This window comes from Streptomyces sp. NPDC111507 (genome assembly GCF_055638955.1).
Window position 1 is genome coordinate 297,827 of record NZ_JBVKBU010000005.1, and the last position, 19,194, is coordinate 317,020.

A 19,194-nucleotide genomic window follows, 5' to 3' on the forward strand; every position below is an offset into this window, starting at 1 on the left:
CTCATTCCCCCGGCTCGGGGAGCGCGTCGCGGAGCTGGGCGCGGGAGGTGATGCCGAGCTTGGGGAAGATCCGATAGAGGTGGAAGCCGACCGTACGGGGCGAGAGGAAGATCCGTTCGCCGATCTCCCGGTTGGTCAGGCCCGCGGCGGCGAGGCGGGCGATCTGCAGCTGCTGCGGGGTGAGTTCGGCGAGGCTGTCCGGGGAGCCGGCGGGTGTGCTCGCCTGGGTGACGCCCGCGGCGCGCAGTTCGGCGCGGGTGCGGTCCGTCCAGGGGCGGGTGCCCAGCCGTTCGAAGACCTCCAGCGCGGCGGCGAGCTGGGGGCGCGCCTCCACCGCGCGGCGCCGGCGGCGCAGCCACTCGGCGTAGTCGAGGCGGACCTGTGCCCGTTCGAAGGGCCACTGGTCGCCCGCCGGATCGGCCAGGGCCGCCGTGAAGTGCCGTTCGGCGTCGTCCGGTTCGGCGAGCAGGGCCTCGGCCCGGTGCACGATCGCGGTGAGCCGCGCGGATGGCCCGCCCTCGGCGAGGCGCCGCCTGGTCGTGTCGAGGACGAGCCGTGCGTCCTCGGCCCGGCCCGTGCGGACGGCGGCTGCCACGAGGTCGGCCAGGTAGTAGTCGGAGGCGTGGAAGTGCAGGGGCGCGGGCTCCGGCCGCCGGGTGTAGACGGCGCGGAAGCGGTCGTAGGCCGCCGCGTGGTCGCCCTCCGCGAGTGCCGCGGCGCCCAGCGCGTAGTGCGTGCGTACCTGCAGACTGCGGCAGTTGGGCAGGTCGACGCCATGCACGGCACGCTGTACGGCGGCGCGGGCCTCCTCGGTGTCGCCGCGCAGGGCGAGCAGCGTGGCGCGCAGCACAGGCGCTCCCACCACCACGTTCTCCAGTCCCCCTTCGGCCGCCAGGCCGTACGCCTCGTCGAGTGCCGCGCCGGCCTCGGTCCAGGACCCACTCTCGTAGAGGGCCAGCGCGAGGGCCTGGGCCACGGTGGCGTTGGCCCCGGACGTCGGGGAGCGGCGCAGATGGTCGATGGCCGCGCCGAGCAGCCGTATCGCCTCGGCCGTCTCGTCCAGGACCCAGGCGGCCCCGCCGGAGACGACCAGACGGGACAGCGGGATGTCGACGCCTGATCCGGGCTTCGGCAGGGGCGCGGTCCAGGTGGCCGCGAGCAGATCGAGGGCCTGGGCCCGGTTGCGTACCGGATCGCAGCCGGCCAGGGCCCAGAGCCGGCCCGTCTCGTCGTCCTGGGGCGGCACACGTTCCACGATCCGCAGGATGTTCTCGCGGTGTTCCGGGGCCCCGGAGTTGTATGCGGGTGTGGTGGCCGTCGCCAGGGCGTCGAGGGACAGTACGGGGTTCTCGTCGACGGCGGCCTCGGCGACCGGCAGCAGGAAGCCGAGCGAGCCCGCGAACTGGGTGGTCACGGCGAGCGCCCAGCCCGCCAGGAGCGAGGCCTCGGCGAGGAGGGCCGGTTCGTCGGTGAGAGTGGCGACCTGGGCGCTGAGTTCGCCGACCCAACGCGGGTGACCGGCGTACATCGCCATGGTCGCGGCGCGTACCAGGCGCCCGGCGCGGACGGTGGGGTCGGGGCTGAGCCGGGCCGCCCGTTCGAGGGCCGTCGCGGCGGCCGCGTAGCCGCCGCGGCGCTGTGCCCGGGCCGCGCTGTCGTCGAGTTCCCGGGCGGCCTCCTCGTCGACGCCGGAGGCGGCGGCCGCGTGGTGCCAGGCACGGCGGTCGGGATCCCCGACGAGGACGTCGGCGAGCGCCCGGTGGGCAGTGTGGCGTTCGGTGTAGGTCGCGGCCCGGTAGACCGCGGAACGTATCAGCGGATGGCGGAAGCGGACGCGGTCGGCGTCGATGCGGACGAGTCCGGCGCGTTCGGCAGGCAGCCAGTCGTCCGGGGTCGCCCGGTCCCCGACGGCCGAGAGGATGACGGGCAGCTCGACGCTCTCCGCGGCCGCCGCGCAGAGCAGCAACTCACGAGTGGCCGGGGGAAGTTCGGGAAGGTCCGCGGCGAAGATGGCTTCCAGCCGGTCGGTGAGGGGCAGCGCGTCCTCGTGGGCGCCGGCCGGGTCGCGCGCCACGGCCCGGGCGAGTTCGACGAGGGCGAGGGGGACACCCGCCGCCTGTTCGAGGACGCGGGAGCGGGCCCGTCCCGCAGGGGGCCGGGGCTGGTGGTCGAGGAGCCGTCCGGCGGCGGCCGGGTCGAGCGGCTCGATCGTCAACCGGTTGACCTGACGGTCGAGTTGGGCCGGTACGGCGGTGTCGCGCGCCGCCAGGAGCAGGGCGACCGGCTCGCCTTCGAGGCGTCGGGCCATGAAGGCCAGGACGTCGAGGGTGCCCAGGTCCAGCCAGTGGGTGTCGTCGATCACCAGGAGGAGCGGGCCGTGCTCCGCGGCGTCGGAGAGCAGGGTGAGCGCGCCGAGCGAGGTCAGCAGGGGGTCGGAGACGATCGGCGTGCCGTCGTCGAGTCCGAACACCGCGAGCAGCGCGGCCCGCTGGCGTGCGGGCAACCCCTCGGCCAGGTCGAGCAAGGGGCGCAGCAGCTGGTGCAGTCCGGCGAAGGCGAGGCCCGACTCGCCCTCGCTCCCCCGGCAGCGCAGCACCCGCACCCCGGACCGGCGGGCCATGCGGGCGGCGGCGTCGAGGAGGGCGCTCTTGCCCGCGCCGGGTCCTCCCGTCATCAGCAGGGCTCCGGTCCGCCCTGTCGTGAGAGCGTCCACCAGGCGTGACAGCAGGGCCAGTTCGTGGTCCCGGCCGACGATCCACTCGTCACCGAGCGGCGTCATGAGTCGGACCCGGGGAACGCGTCGGAGGTGAAGGCGAGGAGGGCATGGGCGACCGCGCCGGGGCTCTCCAGGAGCATCTCGTGCGTACCGTCGATCCCGACGACCCGCACGGTGGCCCGCCGCGCGGCCAGTTGGGCGAGGTCCCGGGCGAGCCCCTTCCCGTACGCCGTCATCAGTTCGTCGAACCAGGGCAGGCCGGGGGCGGGCGGTACGGGTCGCGCGGCCCGTCCGAGCAGCAGTGGCCGCCGCGTCCGCGCGAAGGCGTCGAAGAGGTCGAAGAGGTCGAGTGCGTCGACGGCGGCCAGCATCTCCAGCACGAGCGCGCGTTCGGGGCGCACCTCCAGCCGTCCGTCGGGCGCGGGCCGCACGGTACGCAGCAGACCGGCCTCCAACAGCTCGTAGGGGATGCCCAGTCGGTCGGAGAGTGCGCGCTGCTCGGCGAGCAGGTCCTTGAGACCGTCCGCCGGAAGCGGTCCGCCGGACACCCTCGCGGTCGCCGACTCCCGCACCTGGGTGAGGCGCTCCTCGACGTACGCCGGGTCGAGGCCCACGTACTGGTCGGGGCGGCCCCAGCCGTATCCGTCCAGGTTCACCGCGCCGGGCGTGACGTCCGGATGCTCCAGCGCGTACCGCACGGCGATCATCCCGCCGAGCGAGTGCCCGACGGGCAGCGCGCCGGGCAGGTCGTACCGCTCGAGCACCGCCTCGATGTCGTCCAGTACCCGGGGAAGACTCCAGGTCCCCGACGGTGAGAGACCGTGTCCGCGCAGGTCCACGGCGAGCACCCGGTGCCGGGGGACGAGCAGGGGGGCAACGGCGGCCCAGTCGGCGAGCGTCCGCCTGGCTCCGTGCATGAGAAGCAGGGGTGGGCCGTCACCACCGTGGTCGTGTACGGCCAGTTCGATGCGGTCTCCGGTCATGTCCTGACAATACGGCGTGGGTCAGGGCTCCAGGAGCAGATTGAGCGTCGGCAGGGGACCGCCCGGGAACTGTTGCAGCCGTCCGCCGGACGCCAGTGGGCCCAGATTGATGACCGCCCACCCCACCCGGTCCGCCAGCCGCGTGACGCGCTCGTTCGCCCCGGGGTGGTTTCCCGAGAGGAAAATCACCCGCCGTCCGACAAAAGTGCGCGGATCGGAGCCGAGCACCGCCGGCGTCAGGGTGTTGAACGCCTTCACCAGGCGTGCTCCGGGGACGAGTTCGGCGACGACCTCGCTGGAGGTGCGGCCGTCGAGGTCGGCGACCTTGAAGTCGGGCGGTCCGAGTGGGTTGGTGGTGTCGATGACGATCCGCTCCTGCCAGTCGAGGACGTCCGCGGCGGCCACCGCCTCGCTCAGCCGTCGCCACGGCACGGCGAGGACGACGATCTCCTCCTTGGCCGACTCCGCGACGGTGGCGGGCGTCAGGGCCGGGCCGATCGAGGCGGCGAGGTCCCGCAGTGACTGCGGGCCCCGGCTGTTGCTGATGACGACCTGCTCGCCCGCCGCCACGAACCGATAGGCGAGGGCCTGGCCGATGGCTCCGGCACCGATGATTCCGATGGGCATGAGGTGTCCTCCTCCTTGAGTTCCGCGGCTACGACAAGAGGGTGACTGCCAGCATCACGCCGCAGGTCACAGCGGCGCTTCTGTCATGTGACTGGACCGGGTCCGCGACCCGCGCGGGTGCCGCGGGGGCCGCCTTGACGCGGGCGCCGTCCAGGCGATTTGATCCTGAGGTGCCGAGGCGCCGCGCCGGGCACGCAGAGGTACGCCCAGCCGGTAGCGGACACCGTTCGAGTCCGGCCAAAGTCGCCAGGACCGCGGGAGCGTCCGAGGCGGGGTCGTACCCGCGATCGATGGAGCCGACATTCCCGCCCAACGTGTTTCCCGCGTCACCGGCCTGGGGGCAGCCGCCGCCCTGGTGGCGCTCGCGACGCTGGTGAGCTGTACGACCGGGTCGGACGAGGGGACGCCACCCCAGCAGGGTAAGGCCTCTGGGTCGAGCCCGGAGGCCGTACAACTCCCCCCGCTCCACGCGGGCTTCGACTACCAGATCGGCGGCGCTTATCCGCCACCGTCCGGCGTCCGCATCGTCAGCCGCGACCGTTCGGACTCGCCCGCGCCCGGCCTGTACAACATCTGTTACGTCAACGCCTTCCAGGCCCAGCCGGACGAGACGAAGGCGTGGCCGGCCGATCTGCTGCTGCGGGACGCGCACGGCAGGGCCGTCATGGACCGCGACTGGAACGAGGCGCTCCTCGACCTCCGCACGCCGGCCAAGCGCAAGCGGGTGGCCGCCCGGGTCAACCGCTCGATCGACGAATGCGCCGACAAGGGGTTCGACGCCGTCGAGCCTGACAACTACGACAGCTACACCCGTTCCGGCCGTCTGCTGACGGCGAACGACGCCACCGCGTTCATCACGCTCCTCTCGGCCCACGCGCATGCCCGGGGGCTGGCCATCGGACAGAAGAACACCTCGGAGCTGGCCGGGCTCAGGTCGAGGACCAAGCTCGACTTCGCGGTGGCCGAGGAGTGCGGCCAGTACGACGAGTGCGGCACGTACGCGAGGGCCTTCGACGACCGGGTGGTGGACATCGAGTACACCGACAGCGGTCTGCGCAAGGCCCTCGCGAGCTACGGGGACCGGCTGAGCATCGTGCGCCGTGATGTGCAGGTGTCGACGCCGGGCAGTGCGGAGTACGTCCGCCGGACGCGCTGACGGACGCTGCCCCGACCCGGGAGAGGTCACCGTGCATACTCGCACCGAAGCCGGGTGGATTCCGGATGAGCGAGTGCGCACGGAGCGGACGTATCAGAGGGCATGTCGACATCCATGGCCAGCAGGCAGGGCGACCACCTGCCCACGAGCACCGCCAGACCGCCGGGCCGGTTCGATCGGCTCCGGCGGCACCGGCGGTGGCTGCTCGCGCTGGCGGTGGTCGCCCTGCTGGCCCAGATGGCGGTCGCGATGGTCACGGCGGCCGCACAGCAGACGCCGACGATCGACGAGCCGGTGTACGTGGGCACGGCGGAGACCTACGTGCGGGAACACAGCCTGCGCTTCAACCCCGAACATCCGCCGCTGGGCAAGCTCATCATCGCGACCGGACTGGTGTTCGTCCATCCGCACCTGGACGCCCACTTCACGGGTGATCAGACGGCGCTCGGGCGGCGGCTGCTGTACGAGTCGGGCAACGATCCCTGGCGGGTGATGCTGTGGGCGCGGCTGCCGGTGATCGTGCTGACGCTGCTGTTCGGTCTGGTCGTCCTCGCGTTCGCCCGTGAACTCGTCGGCGCCGTGGGCGGGTTGGTGGCGCTCGCGCTGTACGCGTTCTCGCCCGACGTCATCACCAACGGCTCGCTCGCCACACTCGACGTACCGGCGGCCGGTTTCGTGCTGACGTCGGTGTGGCTGGCGTGGCGGGCCCGGCGTCGGCGGCCCCTGCTCCACCTCGCTCTCGCGGGGGCGGCGCTCGGCGCGGCGCTCGCCACCAAGATGAGCACCCTGCCGGCGGTGCCGGTGCTGCTGCTCCTGGTGTTCCTCTCCTTCTGGCAGGCACGCCGCACGCCGGGCCTGGGCCTGCGAGCGCAACCGCGGCTCGTCGGCCTGGGTGTGGCGGTGGCCGCCGGTACGGCCCTCGTGGCGCTCGCCGTCGTCTGGGCGACCTACCTGCTCGTCGACCCGCAGCTGCGCTGGACGGCTCCCGCGAACCTCCCGGCCGTGCACGGTCTGCGCGGGCTCGTCATCGACTGGCTGCCGCTGCCTCGGCCGTACCGCGACGGGATGCGGATCCAGTTCGGCTTCGAGAACGACGTGTGGACCGGCTTCCTGTTCGGACGGGTCTACCACGGCTCGCTCTGGTACTACCTGCCGGCCGCGCTGCTGGTGAAGACACCGCTCGGCATGATCGCGCTCTGGCTCATGGGCCTCGGCGTGATGGCCGCCGTGCCCCGGCTGCGGCCCGCCGCCCCGTACGTCCTGCTCCCCCCGGCCGTCCTGCTGGCCGTGGCCATGACCGGGTCCCGGGACCTCGGCGTCAGATACGCCCTCTTCGTCCCGGTGTTCCTGGCGGTGGCGGTGGCCGGGGTCGTCGCCCTGCGCCGGCGCTGGGCCCACCTCGTCACGGCGGCGCTGGTCGGCTTCGTCGCGATCAGTTCGCTGCGCGCGTTCCCGTACTACCTGCCGTACTCCAACGAGGCGTTCGGCGGACCCTCGCAAACCCGTCTGCGGCTGCACGACTCGAACGTCGACTGGGGGCAGGACCTGGGCCGCCTGGCCGACCGTCTGTCCGAGCGGTATCCGCGCGAGCGGGTCTGGCTGGTCTACAAGGGCAGTGGTGTGCCCTCGTACTACGGGATCGAGGCGGCCGATCCGCGCAAGGTGCCGCCGAGCGAGGTGCACGGACTGCTCGCCGTGTCGGACACCGCCGTCGCGAAGGCCGACGGCCGTCTGGCGGCGCTGCTCCACGGCGCCACGTCGATCGACGACGTCGGCCACTCGATCACGATCTACCGTCGCGCGTGACCCCGGGGCGTCACGCGCGAGATGCGAGCAGGTCCAGGGCCGCTCCCCAGGGGAACTCCGCGCGCAGACCGCCCTGCCCCGGCTCCCCGGAGTAGCGGTCGCCGAACCGGACACCCATCCCGCGCAGCCGCTCGACACTCCCCCGGTACGCGGGGTGTGCCGCCAGCGCGTCGCTCACACAGGGCAGTACGGCGATCGGGACGTCGAGGCCGTACGCCTCGTTCAGCGTGCCGAGCGCGAGGGTGTCGGATATGCCGGCCGCCCACTTGTTGACGGTGTTGAAGGTGGCCGGGGCGACGGCCACCGCGTCGGGGGCCGGGAAGGGGCGCGGGTCGCCCGGGGCCCGCCAGGCGGACCTGATCGGGCGACCGGTCTGTGCCTCGACGGCCGGCGCGTCGAAGAAGCCGAGCCCCTGCGGGGTGGCGATGACGCCGACCTCCCAACTCCGTTCCTGTGCCGTGGTGATCAGTTTGCTGATGTCCCGCGCGACACCGGCCGCGCACACGACGACGTACAGGAAGGGCTTTTCGGCGTGTTCGGTCACGTGGGAACCCTAGTCACCCTTCTCGGCCGTGAACGGCCGAGCTTGTACGGCTCAGCGTTGCTCACACCTCGTCGCGCTCCCGACTGTCCCCTACGACAGGACGGTCCCGGGTGGGCCGATTGGCCCGTTCCGTGTGCCCGCAGCGCGGGCAGCGCTGCGAGGTGCAGGCCGGATCCACTTCCAGGAACGGTACCCCGGCCCGGCGGGCCTTGTAGGCGAGGTGCTGTCGAGCTGGTGGAACGGGCAGGAGGAGAGCGTGGCCCGCTGGTCGCGGCGTAGCCGTACCCGCTCGCGGATCCCGTCGAGTACTTCGACGGCGATCCCACGACCGGTGCGTTGCGCGACGGACACCCGGGATTCCCGGCGCGCAGGTTGGCCCGAAGGCCGCCTTCAGGTCCGCGTACACCTCCTTCTGCAGACCGTTGCGGTCTCTGACGCCTCGGTTGAAGGCGACGGTGGAGGCAACATGGGGGATCGCCGGTGGACACGCGGGGTGCCTAGTGGACCGGGAAGGTGTCCCCGTGTTCGGCTTCCGGGCGCGGGCCGAAGATGCGGCGCTCGTGCTCCTCGATGCGTACGTCGTTGATGCTGGCCTCGCGCCGGGTCATCAGGCCGTGCTCGTCGAACTCCCACAGCTCGTTGCCGTACGACCGCCACCACTGCCCGTCGGCGTCGTGCGACTCGTACTGGAAGCGGACGGCGATGCGGTTGCCGTCGAAGGCCCACAGGTCCTTGCGCAGGGCGTACTCGTGTTCGCGCGCCCACTTGGCGGTAAGGAGTTCGACGATCTCGGCGCGGCCGGTCACGAAGGTGTCGCGGTTGCGCCAGACCGAGTCCTCGGAGTAGGCGAGGGCGACCTTGTGGGGATCACGGGTGTTCCAGGCGTCCTCGGCTGCCTGGACCTTCTGGACCGCGGTCTCACGGGTGAAGGGCGGGAGGGGCGGGCGGTCGTTCATGGGGGTGTCCTTTCAGGTACGCGCGCATCTGGTTCACGCGCATCACATGAGCCGAGAACGCTCGTTCTCTCTCACGACTGCTAACGTAGAGAACGTTGGTTCTCGCGTCAAGGAGCAGCCCCGCATGGACAGCACAACCGCCCGCGAACAGGCCCTCGCCGCCGCCAGGGAACAGGCGTTGGACGCCGCGGAGGAACTCTTCTACGCCCGTGGCATCCAGACCGTCGGCATGGACGACATCCGCGGCGCCTCGGGGGTCTCCCTCAAGCGGCTCTACCAGCTGTTCCCCGCGAAGGAGCTCTTGGTCGAGGCGTATCTCCAGCGGCGCGACGTGCGCTGGCGGCAGCGGCTGGCCGAACACGTCGACGGGTACGAGGAGCCCGGGCGGCGGATCCTGGCGGTGTTCGAATGGCTGGGGCAATGGTTCGCCGAGCCCGACTTCCGCGGGTGCGCCTGGATCAACTCCTACGGCGAACTCGGCGCGACGTCACCACGCGTGGTCGCCCAGGTCCGCGGCCACAAGGGAGCGTTCAAGGACTACCTGGGCGGCCTCGTGGCCGCCGCGGGACTTCCCGGCGCCCTCACCGACCAGCTGTTCCTGCTGGCCGAGGGCGCCATGGTCACCGCGGGCATCACACGGAGCACGGAGCCGGCCGGGCAGGCGGGCGGCGCGGCACGGGTACTCGTCGAGGCCCAGCGGCGATAGGGCCGACGCCCGGCGGGGACGGCCGGCGCGCGCCGGCCGTCCCCGCCGAGTGGTCTCGGCGTTCACCGAGTGGTCCTCGGCGCTCGTCGAGTCGTTCCCAGGTCTCGGCGTGTGGTCCTCAGCTCTCGGAGACGGTGATGGCGCCCACCGGGCAGGCCCGCGCGGCCTCCCTGACCAGCGGGTCGCCGCCGCCGTCCTCACGTCCGGGCAACAGCGCGCTGAAGCCGTCGTCGTCCTGGGTGAAGACGCTCGGCGCGGTCAGCGCGCACTGCCCCGCGCCGATGCAGACGTCCTTGTCGATGGCGATCTCGATACTCATGGCCGCCAGCCTCTTACCAGGTCACGGGGAGTTCCAGCATCCCCTGGATCGTGTCTCCCGCTTTGAAGGGAATCTCGTCCGCCGGCACGGCCAGACGCAGTCCGGACAACCGGTCGAAGAGCGACAGCAGGGCGATCTCCATCTCGGCGCGGGCGAGGTTCTGGCCGAGGCACTGGTGGATGCCGAAGCCGAACGCGACGTGATGACGGGCCGAACGGTGCCAGTCCAGGGCGTCCGGCTCGGGGAAGGTGCCCGCGTCACGGTTGATGACGGAGGTCGAGAAGACGACCCCCTCGTCGGCGCGGATCGTCGCCCCTGCCACCTCGATGTCCTCGGTCGCCACCCGCAGCAGCCCGTCGGCGATGGACAGGAAGCGCAACAGTTCCTCCACGGCGGCGGGCATGAGCGTCGGCTCGGCGCGCAGTTCCGCCAGCTGCTCGGGGTGGTGCAGCAGGGTGAACGTACCGAGCGAGATCATGTTCGCGGTCGTCTCGTGCCCGGCGACCAGCAGGATCGTCGCCAGGCTGATCAGCTCCTCGCGGTCCACCTTCCCCTCGCGCAGCTGTTCGTGGATGAGTTCGTCGAGGAGCCCGTCCTCCGGGTCCTTCCACTTGCGGTCGATCAGTGCCCCGAAGTAGGCCTCCAGCTGGTCGCGCGCGTCCTGGGTGTCCGCGGCGGCCGGGCCGCGCAGCAGCCTGCGGGACTGCTCCTCGAAGAAGTCGTGGTCGGCGTACGGGACGCCGAGCAGCGCGCAGATCACCATCGAGGGCACCGGCAGCGCGAAGGCGCTGACCAGTTCGACGGGCGGGCCCTGCCGCTCCACGGCGTCCAGCAGCCGGTCGACGGTTTCCTGGATGCGCGGGCGCAGGGCCGCGGTCCGTTTCAGGGTGAAGCTCGGCACGAGCATGCGGCGCTGGGTGTGGTGGGCGGGATCGTCGAGCCCGAGCAGCGCGACCCGCCGGTTGCGGGACTGGGCGAACCGCTCCGTGGGCATCGGGAACGCGGGGCGGGTGCGGTCGGAGGAGAGTCGGGGATCGGTGAGCAGTTCACGGGCGGTGCCGTGCCCGGTGACGACCCACACGTTGCGCCCGTCGAACAGGGAGACGCGCGACAGGGGGTGCGCCTCGCGCAGGGCGTCGTAGGCGGTGGGCGGGTGGTAGGGACACGTACGGTCCTGGGGGAAGGCAACGGGTTCTGTCATGAGTGACCTCGCAAGCGATGGTTCCCTCTTGCCGATCTTCATTAGATGCCCCAGGCACCTATAGGAGCCACGCAAAGTTCGGCCAGATGCCCCGGACGGACCATCTGGCCGATCACCGTCGCCGGTCGGGGCGGCCGCCGGGCTCCCACGGGCCTCGGTCGCCGCCCGGGTGCCGTACGTACGGCGCGTGTATGGCTCGATCCAACCGCTACCTCCACGGTACACACCCGTCTTCGGTGGCTCGGTGACGTCCTCACGTAATTCACTTGCACGGGTGGCTCGACAGCCCCAGGATCTGCCCATGCCCACGATCGAAGCCCTCCTGCCGCCGACCTCCGCCGCCGCTCGTCCGGTGCGGGTCCAGCAGCAGCCCGGCGGTCCGCGGAGGCCCTCGCTTCCCCGGTCGTGACCGCCGCGCTCGTCGCGGGGCTTCTCGCGGGCTATGGCATCGCCATCCCCGTCGGAGCGGTCGCGACCTATCTCGTCTCCCTCACCGCGCGTACGTCCCTGAGAACCGGCGGGTGCGCCGCGCTGGGCGTCGCGACCGCCGACGGGCTGTACGCCCTGGTCGCCGCCCTCGGGGGCGCCGCCCTCGCCGCCGCGCTGCAACCGGTACTCGTGCCGTTGCGCTGGGCCTCCGGTCTGGTGCTGCTCGCCATGGCCGTCCGGGGCGCGGTCGGCGCGGTGCGCCAGTACCGCGAACAGCGGCTCGCGGCCCGCTCCGTACGGGACCCGGTGCGCCCGGCGCGGGCGTACCTGGCCCTGCTCGGGATCACCCTCCTCAATCCCACCACCGTGATCTACTTCGCCGCCCTGGTCCTCGGCAGCCGGACGGCCGAGGCGGTGCGCCCCCTGGAGCAGGGGGTGTTCGTGCTCGCCGCGTTCGTCGCGTCCGCGAGCTGGCAACTCCTGCTCGCCGGCGGTGGCGCGCTGCTCGGCCGGGCGCTGACGGGACGACGGGGGCGGCTGGTCACGGCGCTCGCGTCGAGTGCCGTGATCGTGGTGCTGGCGGTACGGATGCTCGTCGCACCATGAGGAGGGGAGCTCGCGCGTCTGCGGGCCCGGTGCGGATGATTCGCGTCCGCGCTGGTGTTGAATCATGCCGAGACAGGATCAGCACGAGCGACGATGGGACGGAAGTCATGCCTCTTGAGGGTGAGTACGAACCCAGCCCGACGCAGTGGGTGCGTGACCAGGTGGAGCTGTACGAGGGCTCCGGCGGCACCAAGGGAACCACGCTGATGGACACGGGACTGCCGGTCATCATTCTCACGACCCTGGGCGCCAAGAGCGGCAAGATCCGCAAGACCCCGCTGATGCGGGTCGAGCACGACGGACGTTACGCGGCGGTCGCCTCGCTGGGTGGCGCCCCCAAGCATCCGGTCTGGTACTTCAACGTGCAGTCCGATCCGCACGTGGAGCTCCAGGACGGCGCCGAGCGCCAGGACATGACGGCGCGTGAGGTCACGGGTGAGGAGAAGGCCCAGTGGTGGGAGCGCGCGGTCGCCGCGTACCCGCCGTACGCCGACTACCAGAAGAAGACGGACCGCGAGATCCCCGTCTTCGTGCTGGAGCCGACGGACTGACCGACCCTCACGGAAGATCCGTCCGACCGGCCCGGGCAGAGGTTCCGTCCGACCGACGCGGACGGGCATTCCGTGGAAACCGGTGCGCATGATCCGTCGCGCGCCGGGCACCCGTGCCTCAGGCCCCGCCGCGCTCCCCCGTCGCGGCGGGGCTTTCCGCTGCCACGTTCCCGCGCCCCGTGGCCTGTGCCGCGCCCGCGTCGGTGACGTCCAGGAAGATCTGGTCGGCCTCCGGGACGGTGTGGGCGACGGAGTGTTTGATGCGGACGGCGACCTCCTCGACCTCCTCGCTGTCCAGGCCCGGCACGAGGTCGATCCGGGCGGCGACCAGGGTCGAGTCGAGGCCGAGCTGCATGGTGAGCAGCGCCTCCACGCTGTCGATCTCGGGCTGCGCCTCCAGCAGGGCCCGGATCCGACGGCTCGCCTCCTCGTCGGCGGCCCGCCCGATGAGCTGGTCGCGCGCGTCCCGGCCGAGCCAGAAGGCGACGCCCACGAGGAGCGCCCCGATGGCGAGGGAGGCACAGGCCTCCCACACGACCTGGCCGGTGACCATGTGCAGCACCATGCCGGTGATCGCGAGCAGGACACCGATCACGGCGGTGCCGTCCTCGGCAACCACCGTACGCAGGGCGGGGTCGCGCATCCCGCCCGCGCCGCCGCCCTGCGTGCGCACCTGGTGCAGCGCCCTGAGCAGGGAAGCTCCCTCGGCAAGCAGGGCGACTCCCAGGACCGCCAGTCCGGCCACATAGCCGTGGAAGGACTCCTCGGCGCCGTTCCGCAGCGCTTCGACGCCCTGGAGGAAGGAGAAGCAGCCGCCCATCACGAAGATGCCGACGGCCGCGAGCAGCGACCAGAAGAACCGTTCCTTGCCGTAGCCGAAGGGGTGTCGGTGGTCGGCGGGGCGGCGGCTGCGGCGCAGCGCGGCGAGGAGGAACACCTCGTTCATGCTGTCGGCGACGGAGTGAGCCGCCTCGGAGAGGAGCGCGGGTGAGCCCGCGAGGAGGCCGCCCACCGCCTTGGCCACGGCGATCAACAGGTTGGCGCCCAGGGCGACCAGCACGGTGAGGCGTGTCCTGTGGTCCGACTTGTTCGGTTTCCGGTTCACCTCGGCCGGTTTCCCCGGGGTGCCCGCCTCACACTTCGGCGTACCCCCACGCCCTCTACCCCGCACCCGGATTCGGTGGCACCGTCGGCCTCGACCAAGAAGGAGGACCAGGTGTCCAAGAAGGTGTCCAAGAAGCCGAGGAAACTCAAACTCCCCCTCGCCTACAAGCCCCTCGGCTTCGCGCTGGGCTGGGCGAGCGGCGCGCTGGCCGGGATCGCCTTCCGGGCGACCTGGAAGGCGATCCGTCACGAGGAGGACGCGCCCGACGCCCTGGACAAGGACCGCGGCTGGGGCGAGGTGCTGCTCGCCGCGGCTCTTCAGGGCGCCTTGTTCGCGGTGGCGCGCAGCGCCGCGGACCGTACGGGCGCGAAGGCCGTTGAACGCTCGACGGGGGTCTGGCCGTCCTCGGACAAGGACGGGCGGGACTGAGGACCGCCCGACCCGCGCGGGAGCGGCCTGGCGCGGGTCGGGCGGTCAGCCCTGTTTGGGTGTGGTCGACGGCACGAGGCGCAGGGTGAAGGAGTGTCCTGACGGGTCGGCGTAACCGCGTTCCTCGAACGGACCGGACGGGTCCTTGGTCTCGATCGGGCGCCCGCCGAGGCCGACGATCCGGCGTTCCGCCTCGTCCAGGTCGGCCACCTGGAAGTCCAGGTGTACCTGGAGGGAGTTCTCGGGACGCGGCCAGCTGGGCGGTGTCGCCGTCACGTCGCGGCGGAACGCCATCCGGATGCCGTCGACGCCCCTGATCTCCACCCGGTTCGCGGTCGCGTCCGTCTCCTCGGCCTCGATCAGCTCGCTGTAGAAGGCGGCGAGCTTCTCGGGCTCGGCGCAGTCCAGCACCACGACGCCTGCGGTGACCAGTGCCATGTGTCCTCCGTACGGGTTCCGGGCGCGGGCGGCGGCCGCCCGCCGTGTTCCCGGTTACCCCGTAGAACGGATTCAGTCCGCCACGAGCCACTCCCCGTCGCGCATGAGGTCGCGCCCGGTGAGTTCGTCGGCCTCGCGCCAGGCCTGCACGCGCCGCGGGGTGACACGGAAGTAGAGGTACGCCGTGGCGAGTCCGCGCGGGTCGAAGCCGGTCTTCTCGGCGAAGGCGTCGCCGGCTCCGCCCGCAAGCGCGGCGGGTTCCAGCGTCTCGGCGGTTCCCTCGACGAGCACCACGTCGCGGGTCGGGCCGATGCCCAGGCGCACCTTGCCGGTCGCGCGCAGGTTGCGGCCGGTCGGACTGGCGGCGGGGGTGGCGAGCAGCAGGGTCGTGCCGTCCCAGAGGAAGGACAGCGGGATCAGGTACGGCGTTTCCCCGGCGCCGTCGGCCGTGGACACCCAGCAGTCGACGTCGTTCTCCAGCCGGTGGAGGGTGTCGTGCTTGCGTTGCTTCGGGGAGCGGGCGGGCGGGTTCATGGGCGGGCGGACTCCTGATCTTCTGCTAGGGCGGGGGAGGGACCAGCGTGACCGGCGCGCTCGGTGACCTCTTCGAGGCGGGCCGCCGCCGCGGTCAGCAGCATGTCCAGCGCCACCGGATAGGCGCTGCGGCGCATGTCCAGCAGGAGATGGCGGGCGGTCGCCGCGATGTGCGGGTGGGTGTCGGCGGGCAGCCGGGCGTACGTCGCCCGCCACACGCCCGCCTCCGCGTCGCGGGCGGCGCGCGGAAGCGCCAGGCTCGCCGCGTCGAGGGCGGCGAAGGCCAGGGACTGGTCGACGAAGGCGTGGTAGATCCGCACCGCGTCCGGGTCCGGGAAACCGGCTCGGCGCAGTACGCCGAGGATGGTCTCGACGGCCTCGATCTCGTGGACCCGGCCGGTGACGCGGTAGGAGCTGAGCACCGCGGCCTGCGGATGCGACAGCGCCCCGGCGTGCATCCGCAGACCGAGATCCCGCAGGTCGGCGCGCCAGTACCCGGCGGGGCGCCAGGTGCGCAGGGTGCGGCCGATGAGTTCGTCGGCGATGGCGAGGAGCAGGTCGTCGGTGTCACGGAAGTACCGGTACAGGGCGGTCGGGTCGGCGCCGAGGGCGAGGCCGAGGCGGCGGACGGTGAGGGCGTCGGCGCCGTGCTCCTTGAGCAGCCGCAGCGCGGTCTCGACGATCAGGTCCTCGGAGAGCACGACTCCGGTCTTGGTGGGGCGCCTGCGCCGCCGGGCGGCGGGCGGAACGACGCGGTCGTTCATGGACGTCATGGACTCTCCCTCCGGTGCGGGCACCTTATGTCAACAGCGTTGACCTGTTAAGGCCTCGGGCAGTTTCATTTCCGGTCATCGGGCCGGAATCAGGCCCCCTGGGTGCGATCGGAGCAGGCCATGACGCAGCAGCCCTACGGTGAGGACCCCCCGTCCCTGCGCAAATCGCTCGGCGTCGTGGACGGCGTCGCCATCGCCGCCTCCAGCACGGCGGCGACCACCAGCATCGGCATCGGGCTGGGCGTGACGGCCGGCGTGGTCGGGCTGCATCTGCCCGCCATCATGCTGCTGGCGTTCCTGCCGATCCTCGGGATCGCGGGCGCCTACAGCCGGCTGAACCGGGTCGAGCCGAACGCGGGCAACGGCTATGTGTGGGTGGGCCGTTCGCTCACCCCCTGGCTCGGCTTCCTCGTCGGCTGGGTGAACATCGTGGCCACGGTGGCGTTCCTCGCGTACACCACGGCCGTGACCGGCTCGGCGATGCTCCAACTGGCCGGTGAGGCCGGGCTGCACACGGTGGCGGGGCTGGCGCTGGACCCGGGTTCCACCGCCCAGACGACCGCGGTGGGCATCGTGGTCCTCGTCGCCGTCACCCTCACCGCGGTCACCGGGGTCAGGACCGCGGCCCGGCTGCAGAGCGGGCTGCTCGTCTTCGAGTACGTCGTGCTGCTGGGCTTCTGCGGCTACGGCATCGTCAACGGTCCGCACCCGTTCCGGCTGAGCTGGTTCGACCCGTTCGCGATTCCCTCGGCGTCGGCGCTGGCGCAGGGGCTGCTGCTGTCGGTGTTCTGCTACTGGGGCTTCGAGGCGGCGTTCACCGTGAACGAGGAGGTGCGCGATCCGCGTGACGCCTCACGGGCCGGGCTCATCACGCTGGTCACCATGCTGGGTCTGTTCCTCCTCGGCTCGATCGCCTTCCAACGCGTGCTGTCCGAGCAGGAGTTGGCCGGGCACGGCGCGCAGGGGCTGGCGTTCTTCGGTGACCGGCTCGCTTCCCAGCCGCTGGCCGCGTTGCCGCTGGTGGCCCTGATGTTCTCGGCCGTCGCCTCGCTGCAGGCCGGGGTGATCCCGACGGCTCGCGGGATGTTCGCGATGAGCCGGGACCGTACGCTCGGACCGGTGTGGTCCAAGGTCAGCGTGCGGTACGGGACTCCGGCGATCGGAACGCTGCTGATCGGCGCGCTGGCCACGGTGGTCGCCGCCCTCGCCCTGGTGATTCCCCGTCTCGCCGACATGATCATGGCGACGGTGAACGCGGTCGGGATCGTCGTCGCGCTGTCCTACGCGCTCACCGCCCTCGCGGCCGCCGCCCGCTTCCGGGGCCTGTTGCGGGAGGACTGGCGGCAGGGGATACGGGCCGTGGTCCTGCCCTCCTTGAGCGCGGCGGCCCTGCTCGCGCTCGGCGGCTATCTCGCCTGGTCCTTCTACACCTCCACCGACCACTTCGAAGTCAGCGCGGACAACGGCTGGTTCCTGCTGCTCACCCCCGCCCTGATGATCGCCTCCGGTTTCCTGGCCGCCGCGTGGGCGAAGTGGGTCCGTAAGTCCCCCTACTTCCGTACGGGACACGGCACCGACGCCGACGCGCCCCAACTGCTGGCCACATCCAACTAAGGAAAGATGCACATGCACGCCGATCTCCTCTTCACCGGCGGCCCGGTCCTCACCCCCGGGAACCACGAGGGTCCCGGGCGCCCCGAAGGCCGCGGCGCGACAGCCGTCGCCGTCACCGGCGACCGGATCACCGCCGTCGGAAACTCCGAGGTCCACGACCTGGTCGGCCCGAAGACGGAGGTGGTCGACCTGGCGGGACGGCTGCTCCTGCCGGGCTTCCAGGACGCCCACGTCCACCCGATCCCTGCGGGGCTGGAGCTCAGCCAGTGCGACCTCACGGGGGCGAAGACCGCCGAGGAGACGCTCGCCGCCGTACGGGCCTACGCCGACGCGCACCCGGAACGGGAGTGGATCACGGGCGGCGGCTGGTCCATGGAGGCCTTCGCGGGCGGTACGCCGACCAAGGAGCTGCTGGACGCGGTCGTGCCGGACCGGCCGGTGTATCTGCCGAACCGGGATCACCACGGCGCCTGGGTCAACAGCCGCGCCCTCGAGCTCGCGGGCGTCACCCGCGACACGCCCGACCCGGCCGACGGGCGCTTCGAGCGGGACGCCTCGGGCGAGCCGAACGGGATGCTCCAGGAAGGGGCCATGCACCACGTCGGCCGGCACACTCCCCGGGTCACTGCCGCGGACCGGCTCGCCGCGCTGCTGCGTGCCCAGCGGGAGCTGCACGCGCTCGGCATCACCGCCTGGCAGGACGCGCTGGTCGGCGCGTTCGTGGGGATGGAGGACCCGTCGGACGCCTATCTGACGGCCGCCCGCGACGGTTCGCTGACCGCACGAGTCGTCGGCGCGCTGTGGTGGGACCGGGAGCGTGGGGCCGAGCAGATACCCGAACTCGTCGAACGGCGGGCCGCGTTGAGCCAGGGCCGGTTCCGCGCAGACAGCGTCAAGCTGATGCTGGACGGGGTCGCCGAGAACGGCACGGCCGCACTGCTCGACCCCTATCTGGACCGGTGCGGCTGCGCCACCGCGAATCGGGGGAAGAGCTTCATCGATCCGGCTCGGCTTCCGTCCTATGTCACCGAGCTGGACGCGCTCGGCTTCCAGTGTCACTTCCACGCGCTGGGCGACCGGGCCGTACGCGACGCCCTGGACGCCGTGGAAGCGGCGCGGAGGGCCAACGGGCGAAGCGACACGCGTCCGCACCTCGCCCATCTCCAGGTGGTGCACCCCGACGACGTACCCCGCTTCGCGCGTCTCGGTGCCACGGCCAACATCCAGCCCCTGTGGGCGGCGCACGAACCGCAGATGGACGAGCTGACCCTGCCCTTCCTCGGGCCGGAACGGGCCTCCTGGCAGTACCCGTTCGGGGCGCTGCTGCGGTCCGGGGCGAGGCTCGCCGCGGGCAGCGACTGGCCGGTCAGCAGCGCCGACCCGCTTCAGGGCATCCACGTCGCGGTCAACCGGGTGGCCCCGGACGGGACCGGGCCGGTGTTCCTGCCGGCCGAGCGCATCGACCTGACGGCCGCCCTCATGGCGTACACGGCGGGCTCGGCGTACGCCAACCACCTCGACGACACCGGGAGCGTACGGGCCGGGGCGCTGGCCGATCTCGTGGTGCTGGACCGTGACCCGTACGCCGGTCCGCCGGAGGAGATCGCGTCCGCGAAGGTCGCCCTGACCTATGTGGGGGGTGAGCGCGTCCACACGGCGCCGGGAGCCTGACGCCCCTTGCGGCAGTACGAGTGCGGTCCG

General features: G+C 72.1%; 19 protein-coding genes and 1 pseudogene. 8 read left to right on the plus strand and 12 right to left on the minus strand.

Annotated elements, in window-relative coordinates:
• Position 1: 1 nt before the first annotated feature.
• Genes ACZ7M2_RS22500 through ACZ7M2_RS22510 form a run of 3 tightly spaced genes read right to left on the minus strand, consistent with a single transcriptional unit; the run spans position 2 to position 4,326 of the window.
• The gene (locus ACZ7M2_RS22500; protein WP_471596753.1) at positions 2–2,779 is read right to left on the minus strand and encodes a helix-turn-helix transcriptional regulator; all 2,778 of its coding nucleotides are present in this window, start codon (positions 2,777–2,779) and stop codon (positions 2–4) included.
• Positions 2,776–3,699 carry an alpha/beta fold hydrolase gene (locus tag ACZ7M2_RS22505; protein WP_471596754.1) on the minus strand — a complete coding sequence of 308 codons (924 nt, stop codon included), beginning with the start codon at positions 3,697–3,699 and terminating at the stop codon, positions 2,776–2,778. The genes ACZ7M2_RS22500 and ACZ7M2_RS22505 overlap by 4 nt, the downstream gene beginning before the upstream one ends.
• A gap of 21 nt (positions 3,700–3,720) precedes the next feature.
• Positions 3,721–4,326: an NADPH-dependent F420 reductase gene (locus ACZ7M2_RS22510; RefSeq protein ID WP_097287878.1), complete on the minus strand. Its 606-nt coding sequence runs from the start codon at positions 4,324–4,326 to the stop codon at positions 3,721–3,723.
• 355 nt (positions 4,327–4,681) lie between these two features.
• Here ACZ7M2_RS22510 and ACZ7M2_RS22515 point away from each other — a divergent pair, with 355 nt between their 5' ends.
• A complete protein-coding gene (locus tag ACZ7M2_RS22515; RefSeq protein WP_471596755.1) occupies positions 4,682–5,482 on the plus strand; it encodes an endo alpha-1,4 polygalactosaminidase in 801 nt (266 codons plus the stop codon).
• A gap of 114 nt (positions 5,483–5,596) precedes the next feature.
• Positions 5,597–7,288 (plus strand): phospholipid carrier-dependent glycosyltransferase, encoded by a 1,692-nt coding sequence (locus tag ACZ7M2_RS22520; RefSeq protein ID WP_471596756.1) that lies wholly within the window; start codon positions 5,597–5,599, stop codon positions 7,286–7,288.
• A 10-nt stretch (positions 7,289–7,298) separates the two neighbouring features.
• Here the strand turns inward: ACZ7M2_RS22520 and ACZ7M2_RS22525 are convergent, their stop codons facing one another.
• The 3 genes and pseudogenes from ACZ7M2_RS22525 to ACZ7M2_RS22535 all read right to left on the minus strand — a co-directional run bounded on the left by ACZ7M2_RS22525 (position 7,299) and on the right by ACZ7M2_RS22535 (position 8,788).
• Complete coding sequence (locus tag ACZ7M2_RS22525; protein ID WP_471596757.1) at positions 7,299–7,832, minus strand: flavoprotein; 534 nt, start codon at positions 7,830–7,832, stop codon at positions 7,299–7,301.
• Between the two features lie 103 nt (positions 7,833–7,935).
• Positions 7,936–8,183 (minus strand): annotated as a pseudogene (locus tag ACZ7M2_RS22530) (zinc ribbon domain-containing protein); the annotation flags it as partial.
• Between the two features lie 146 nt (positions 8,184–8,329).
• On the minus strand, positions 8,330–8,788 hold the full coding sequence (locus ACZ7M2_RS22535) for a nuclear transport factor 2 family protein (RefSeq protein WP_471596758.1): 459 nt from the start codon (positions 8,786–8,788) through the stop codon (positions 8,330–8,332).
• A gap of 124 nt (positions 8,789–8,912) precedes the next feature.
• Here ACZ7M2_RS22535 and ACZ7M2_RS22540 point away from each other — a divergent pair, with 124 nt between their 5' ends.
• The gene (locus ACZ7M2_RS22540; RefSeq protein WP_471596759.1) at positions 8,913–9,494 is read left to right on the plus strand and encodes a TetR/AcrR family transcriptional regulator; all 582 of its coding nucleotides are present in this window, start codon (positions 8,913–8,915) and stop codon (positions 9,492–9,494) included.
• 118 nt (positions 9,495–9,612) lie between these two features.
• On the opposite strand, the gene ACZ7M2_RS22545 is transcribed toward ACZ7M2_RS22540, so the two are convergent.
• A complete protein-coding gene (locus tag ACZ7M2_RS22545; protein ID WP_471597015.1) occupies positions 9,613–9,807 on the minus strand; it encodes a ferredoxin in 195 nt (64 codons plus the stop codon).
• Positions 9,808–9,826: 19 nt separating this feature from the next.
• Positions 9,827–11,014 carry a cytochrome P450 gene (locus ACZ7M2_RS22550; protein ID WP_352045126.1) on the minus strand — a complete coding sequence of 396 codons (1,188 nt, stop codon included), beginning with the start codon at positions 11,012–11,014 and terminating at the stop codon, positions 9,827–9,829.
• Positions 11,015–11,419: 405 nt separating this feature from the next.
• Here ACZ7M2_RS22550 and ACZ7M2_RS22555 point away from each other — a divergent pair, with 405 nt between their 5' ends.
• The gene (locus ACZ7M2_RS22555; RefSeq protein ID WP_471596760.1) at positions 11,420–12,049 is read left to right on the plus strand and encodes a LysE family transporter; all 630 of its coding nucleotides are present in this window, start codon (positions 11,420–11,422) and stop codon (positions 12,047–12,049) included.
• A 107-nt stretch (positions 12,050–12,156) separates the two neighbouring features.
• Entirely contained in the window at positions 12,157–12,600 is a 444-nt protein-coding gene (locus tag ACZ7M2_RS22560) for a nitroreductase family deazaflavin-dependent oxidoreductase (RefSeq protein WP_352045125.1), read from the plus strand.
• 118 nt (positions 12,601–12,718) lie between these two features.
• On the opposite strand, the gene ACZ7M2_RS22565 is transcribed toward ACZ7M2_RS22560, so the two are convergent.
• Entirely contained in the window at positions 12,719–13,705 is a 987-nt protein-coding gene (locus ACZ7M2_RS22565) for a cation diffusion facilitator family transporter (protein ID WP_471596761.1), read from the minus strand.
• A gap of 111 nt (positions 13,706–13,816) precedes the next feature.
• Here ACZ7M2_RS22565 and ACZ7M2_RS22570 point away from each other — a divergent pair, with 111 nt between their 5' ends.
• The gene (locus ACZ7M2_RS22570; RefSeq protein ID WP_471596762.1) at positions 13,817–14,134 is read left to right on the plus strand and encodes a DUF4235 domain-containing protein; all 318 of its coding nucleotides are present in this window, start codon (positions 13,817–13,819) and stop codon (positions 14,132–14,134) included.
• Between the two features lie 45 nt (positions 14,135–14,179).
• Here ACZ7M2_RS22570 and ACZ7M2_RS22575 read toward each other — a convergent pair whose 3' ends face one another.
• From ACZ7M2_RS22575 to ACZ7M2_RS22585, 3 genes are all read right to left on the minus strand, one after another.
• Positions 14,180–14,572, minus strand: coding sequence for a VOC family protein (locus tag ACZ7M2_RS22575; protein WP_352045122.1), 393 nt, complete (start codon positions 14,570–14,572; stop codon positions 14,180–14,182).
• A gap of 72 nt (positions 14,573–14,644) precedes the next feature.
• Positions 14,645–15,106, minus strand: coding sequence for a pyridoxamine 5'-phosphate oxidase family protein (locus ACZ7M2_RS22580; RefSeq protein WP_471596763.1), 462 nt, complete (start codon positions 15,104–15,106; stop codon positions 14,645–14,647).
• Positions 15,103–15,870 (minus strand): TetR/AcrR family transcriptional regulator, encoded by a 768-nt coding sequence (locus ACZ7M2_RS22585; protein ID WP_471597016.1) that lies wholly within the window; start codon positions 15,868–15,870, stop codon positions 15,103–15,105. Before ACZ7M2_RS22585 ends, ACZ7M2_RS22580 begins: the two co-directional genes overlap by 4 nt.
• A gap of 129 nt (positions 15,871–15,999) precedes the next feature.
• On the opposite strand from ACZ7M2_RS22585, the gene ACZ7M2_RS22590 reads away from it, so the two are divergent.
• Both ACZ7M2_RS22590 and ACZ7M2_RS22595 read left to right on the plus strand, forming a co-directional pair.
• Positions 16,000–17,493 (plus strand): APC family permease, encoded by a 1,494-nt coding sequence (locus ACZ7M2_RS22590; protein ID WP_471596764.1) that lies wholly within the window; start codon positions 16,000–16,002, stop codon positions 17,491–17,493.
• 12 nt (positions 17,494–17,505) lie between these two features.
• A complete protein-coding gene (locus ACZ7M2_RS22595; RefSeq protein WP_471596765.1) occupies positions 17,506–19,164 on the plus strand; it encodes an amidohydrolase in 1,659 nt (552 codons plus the stop codon).
• The last annotated feature ends 30 nt before the right edge of the window (positions 19,165–19,194 follow it).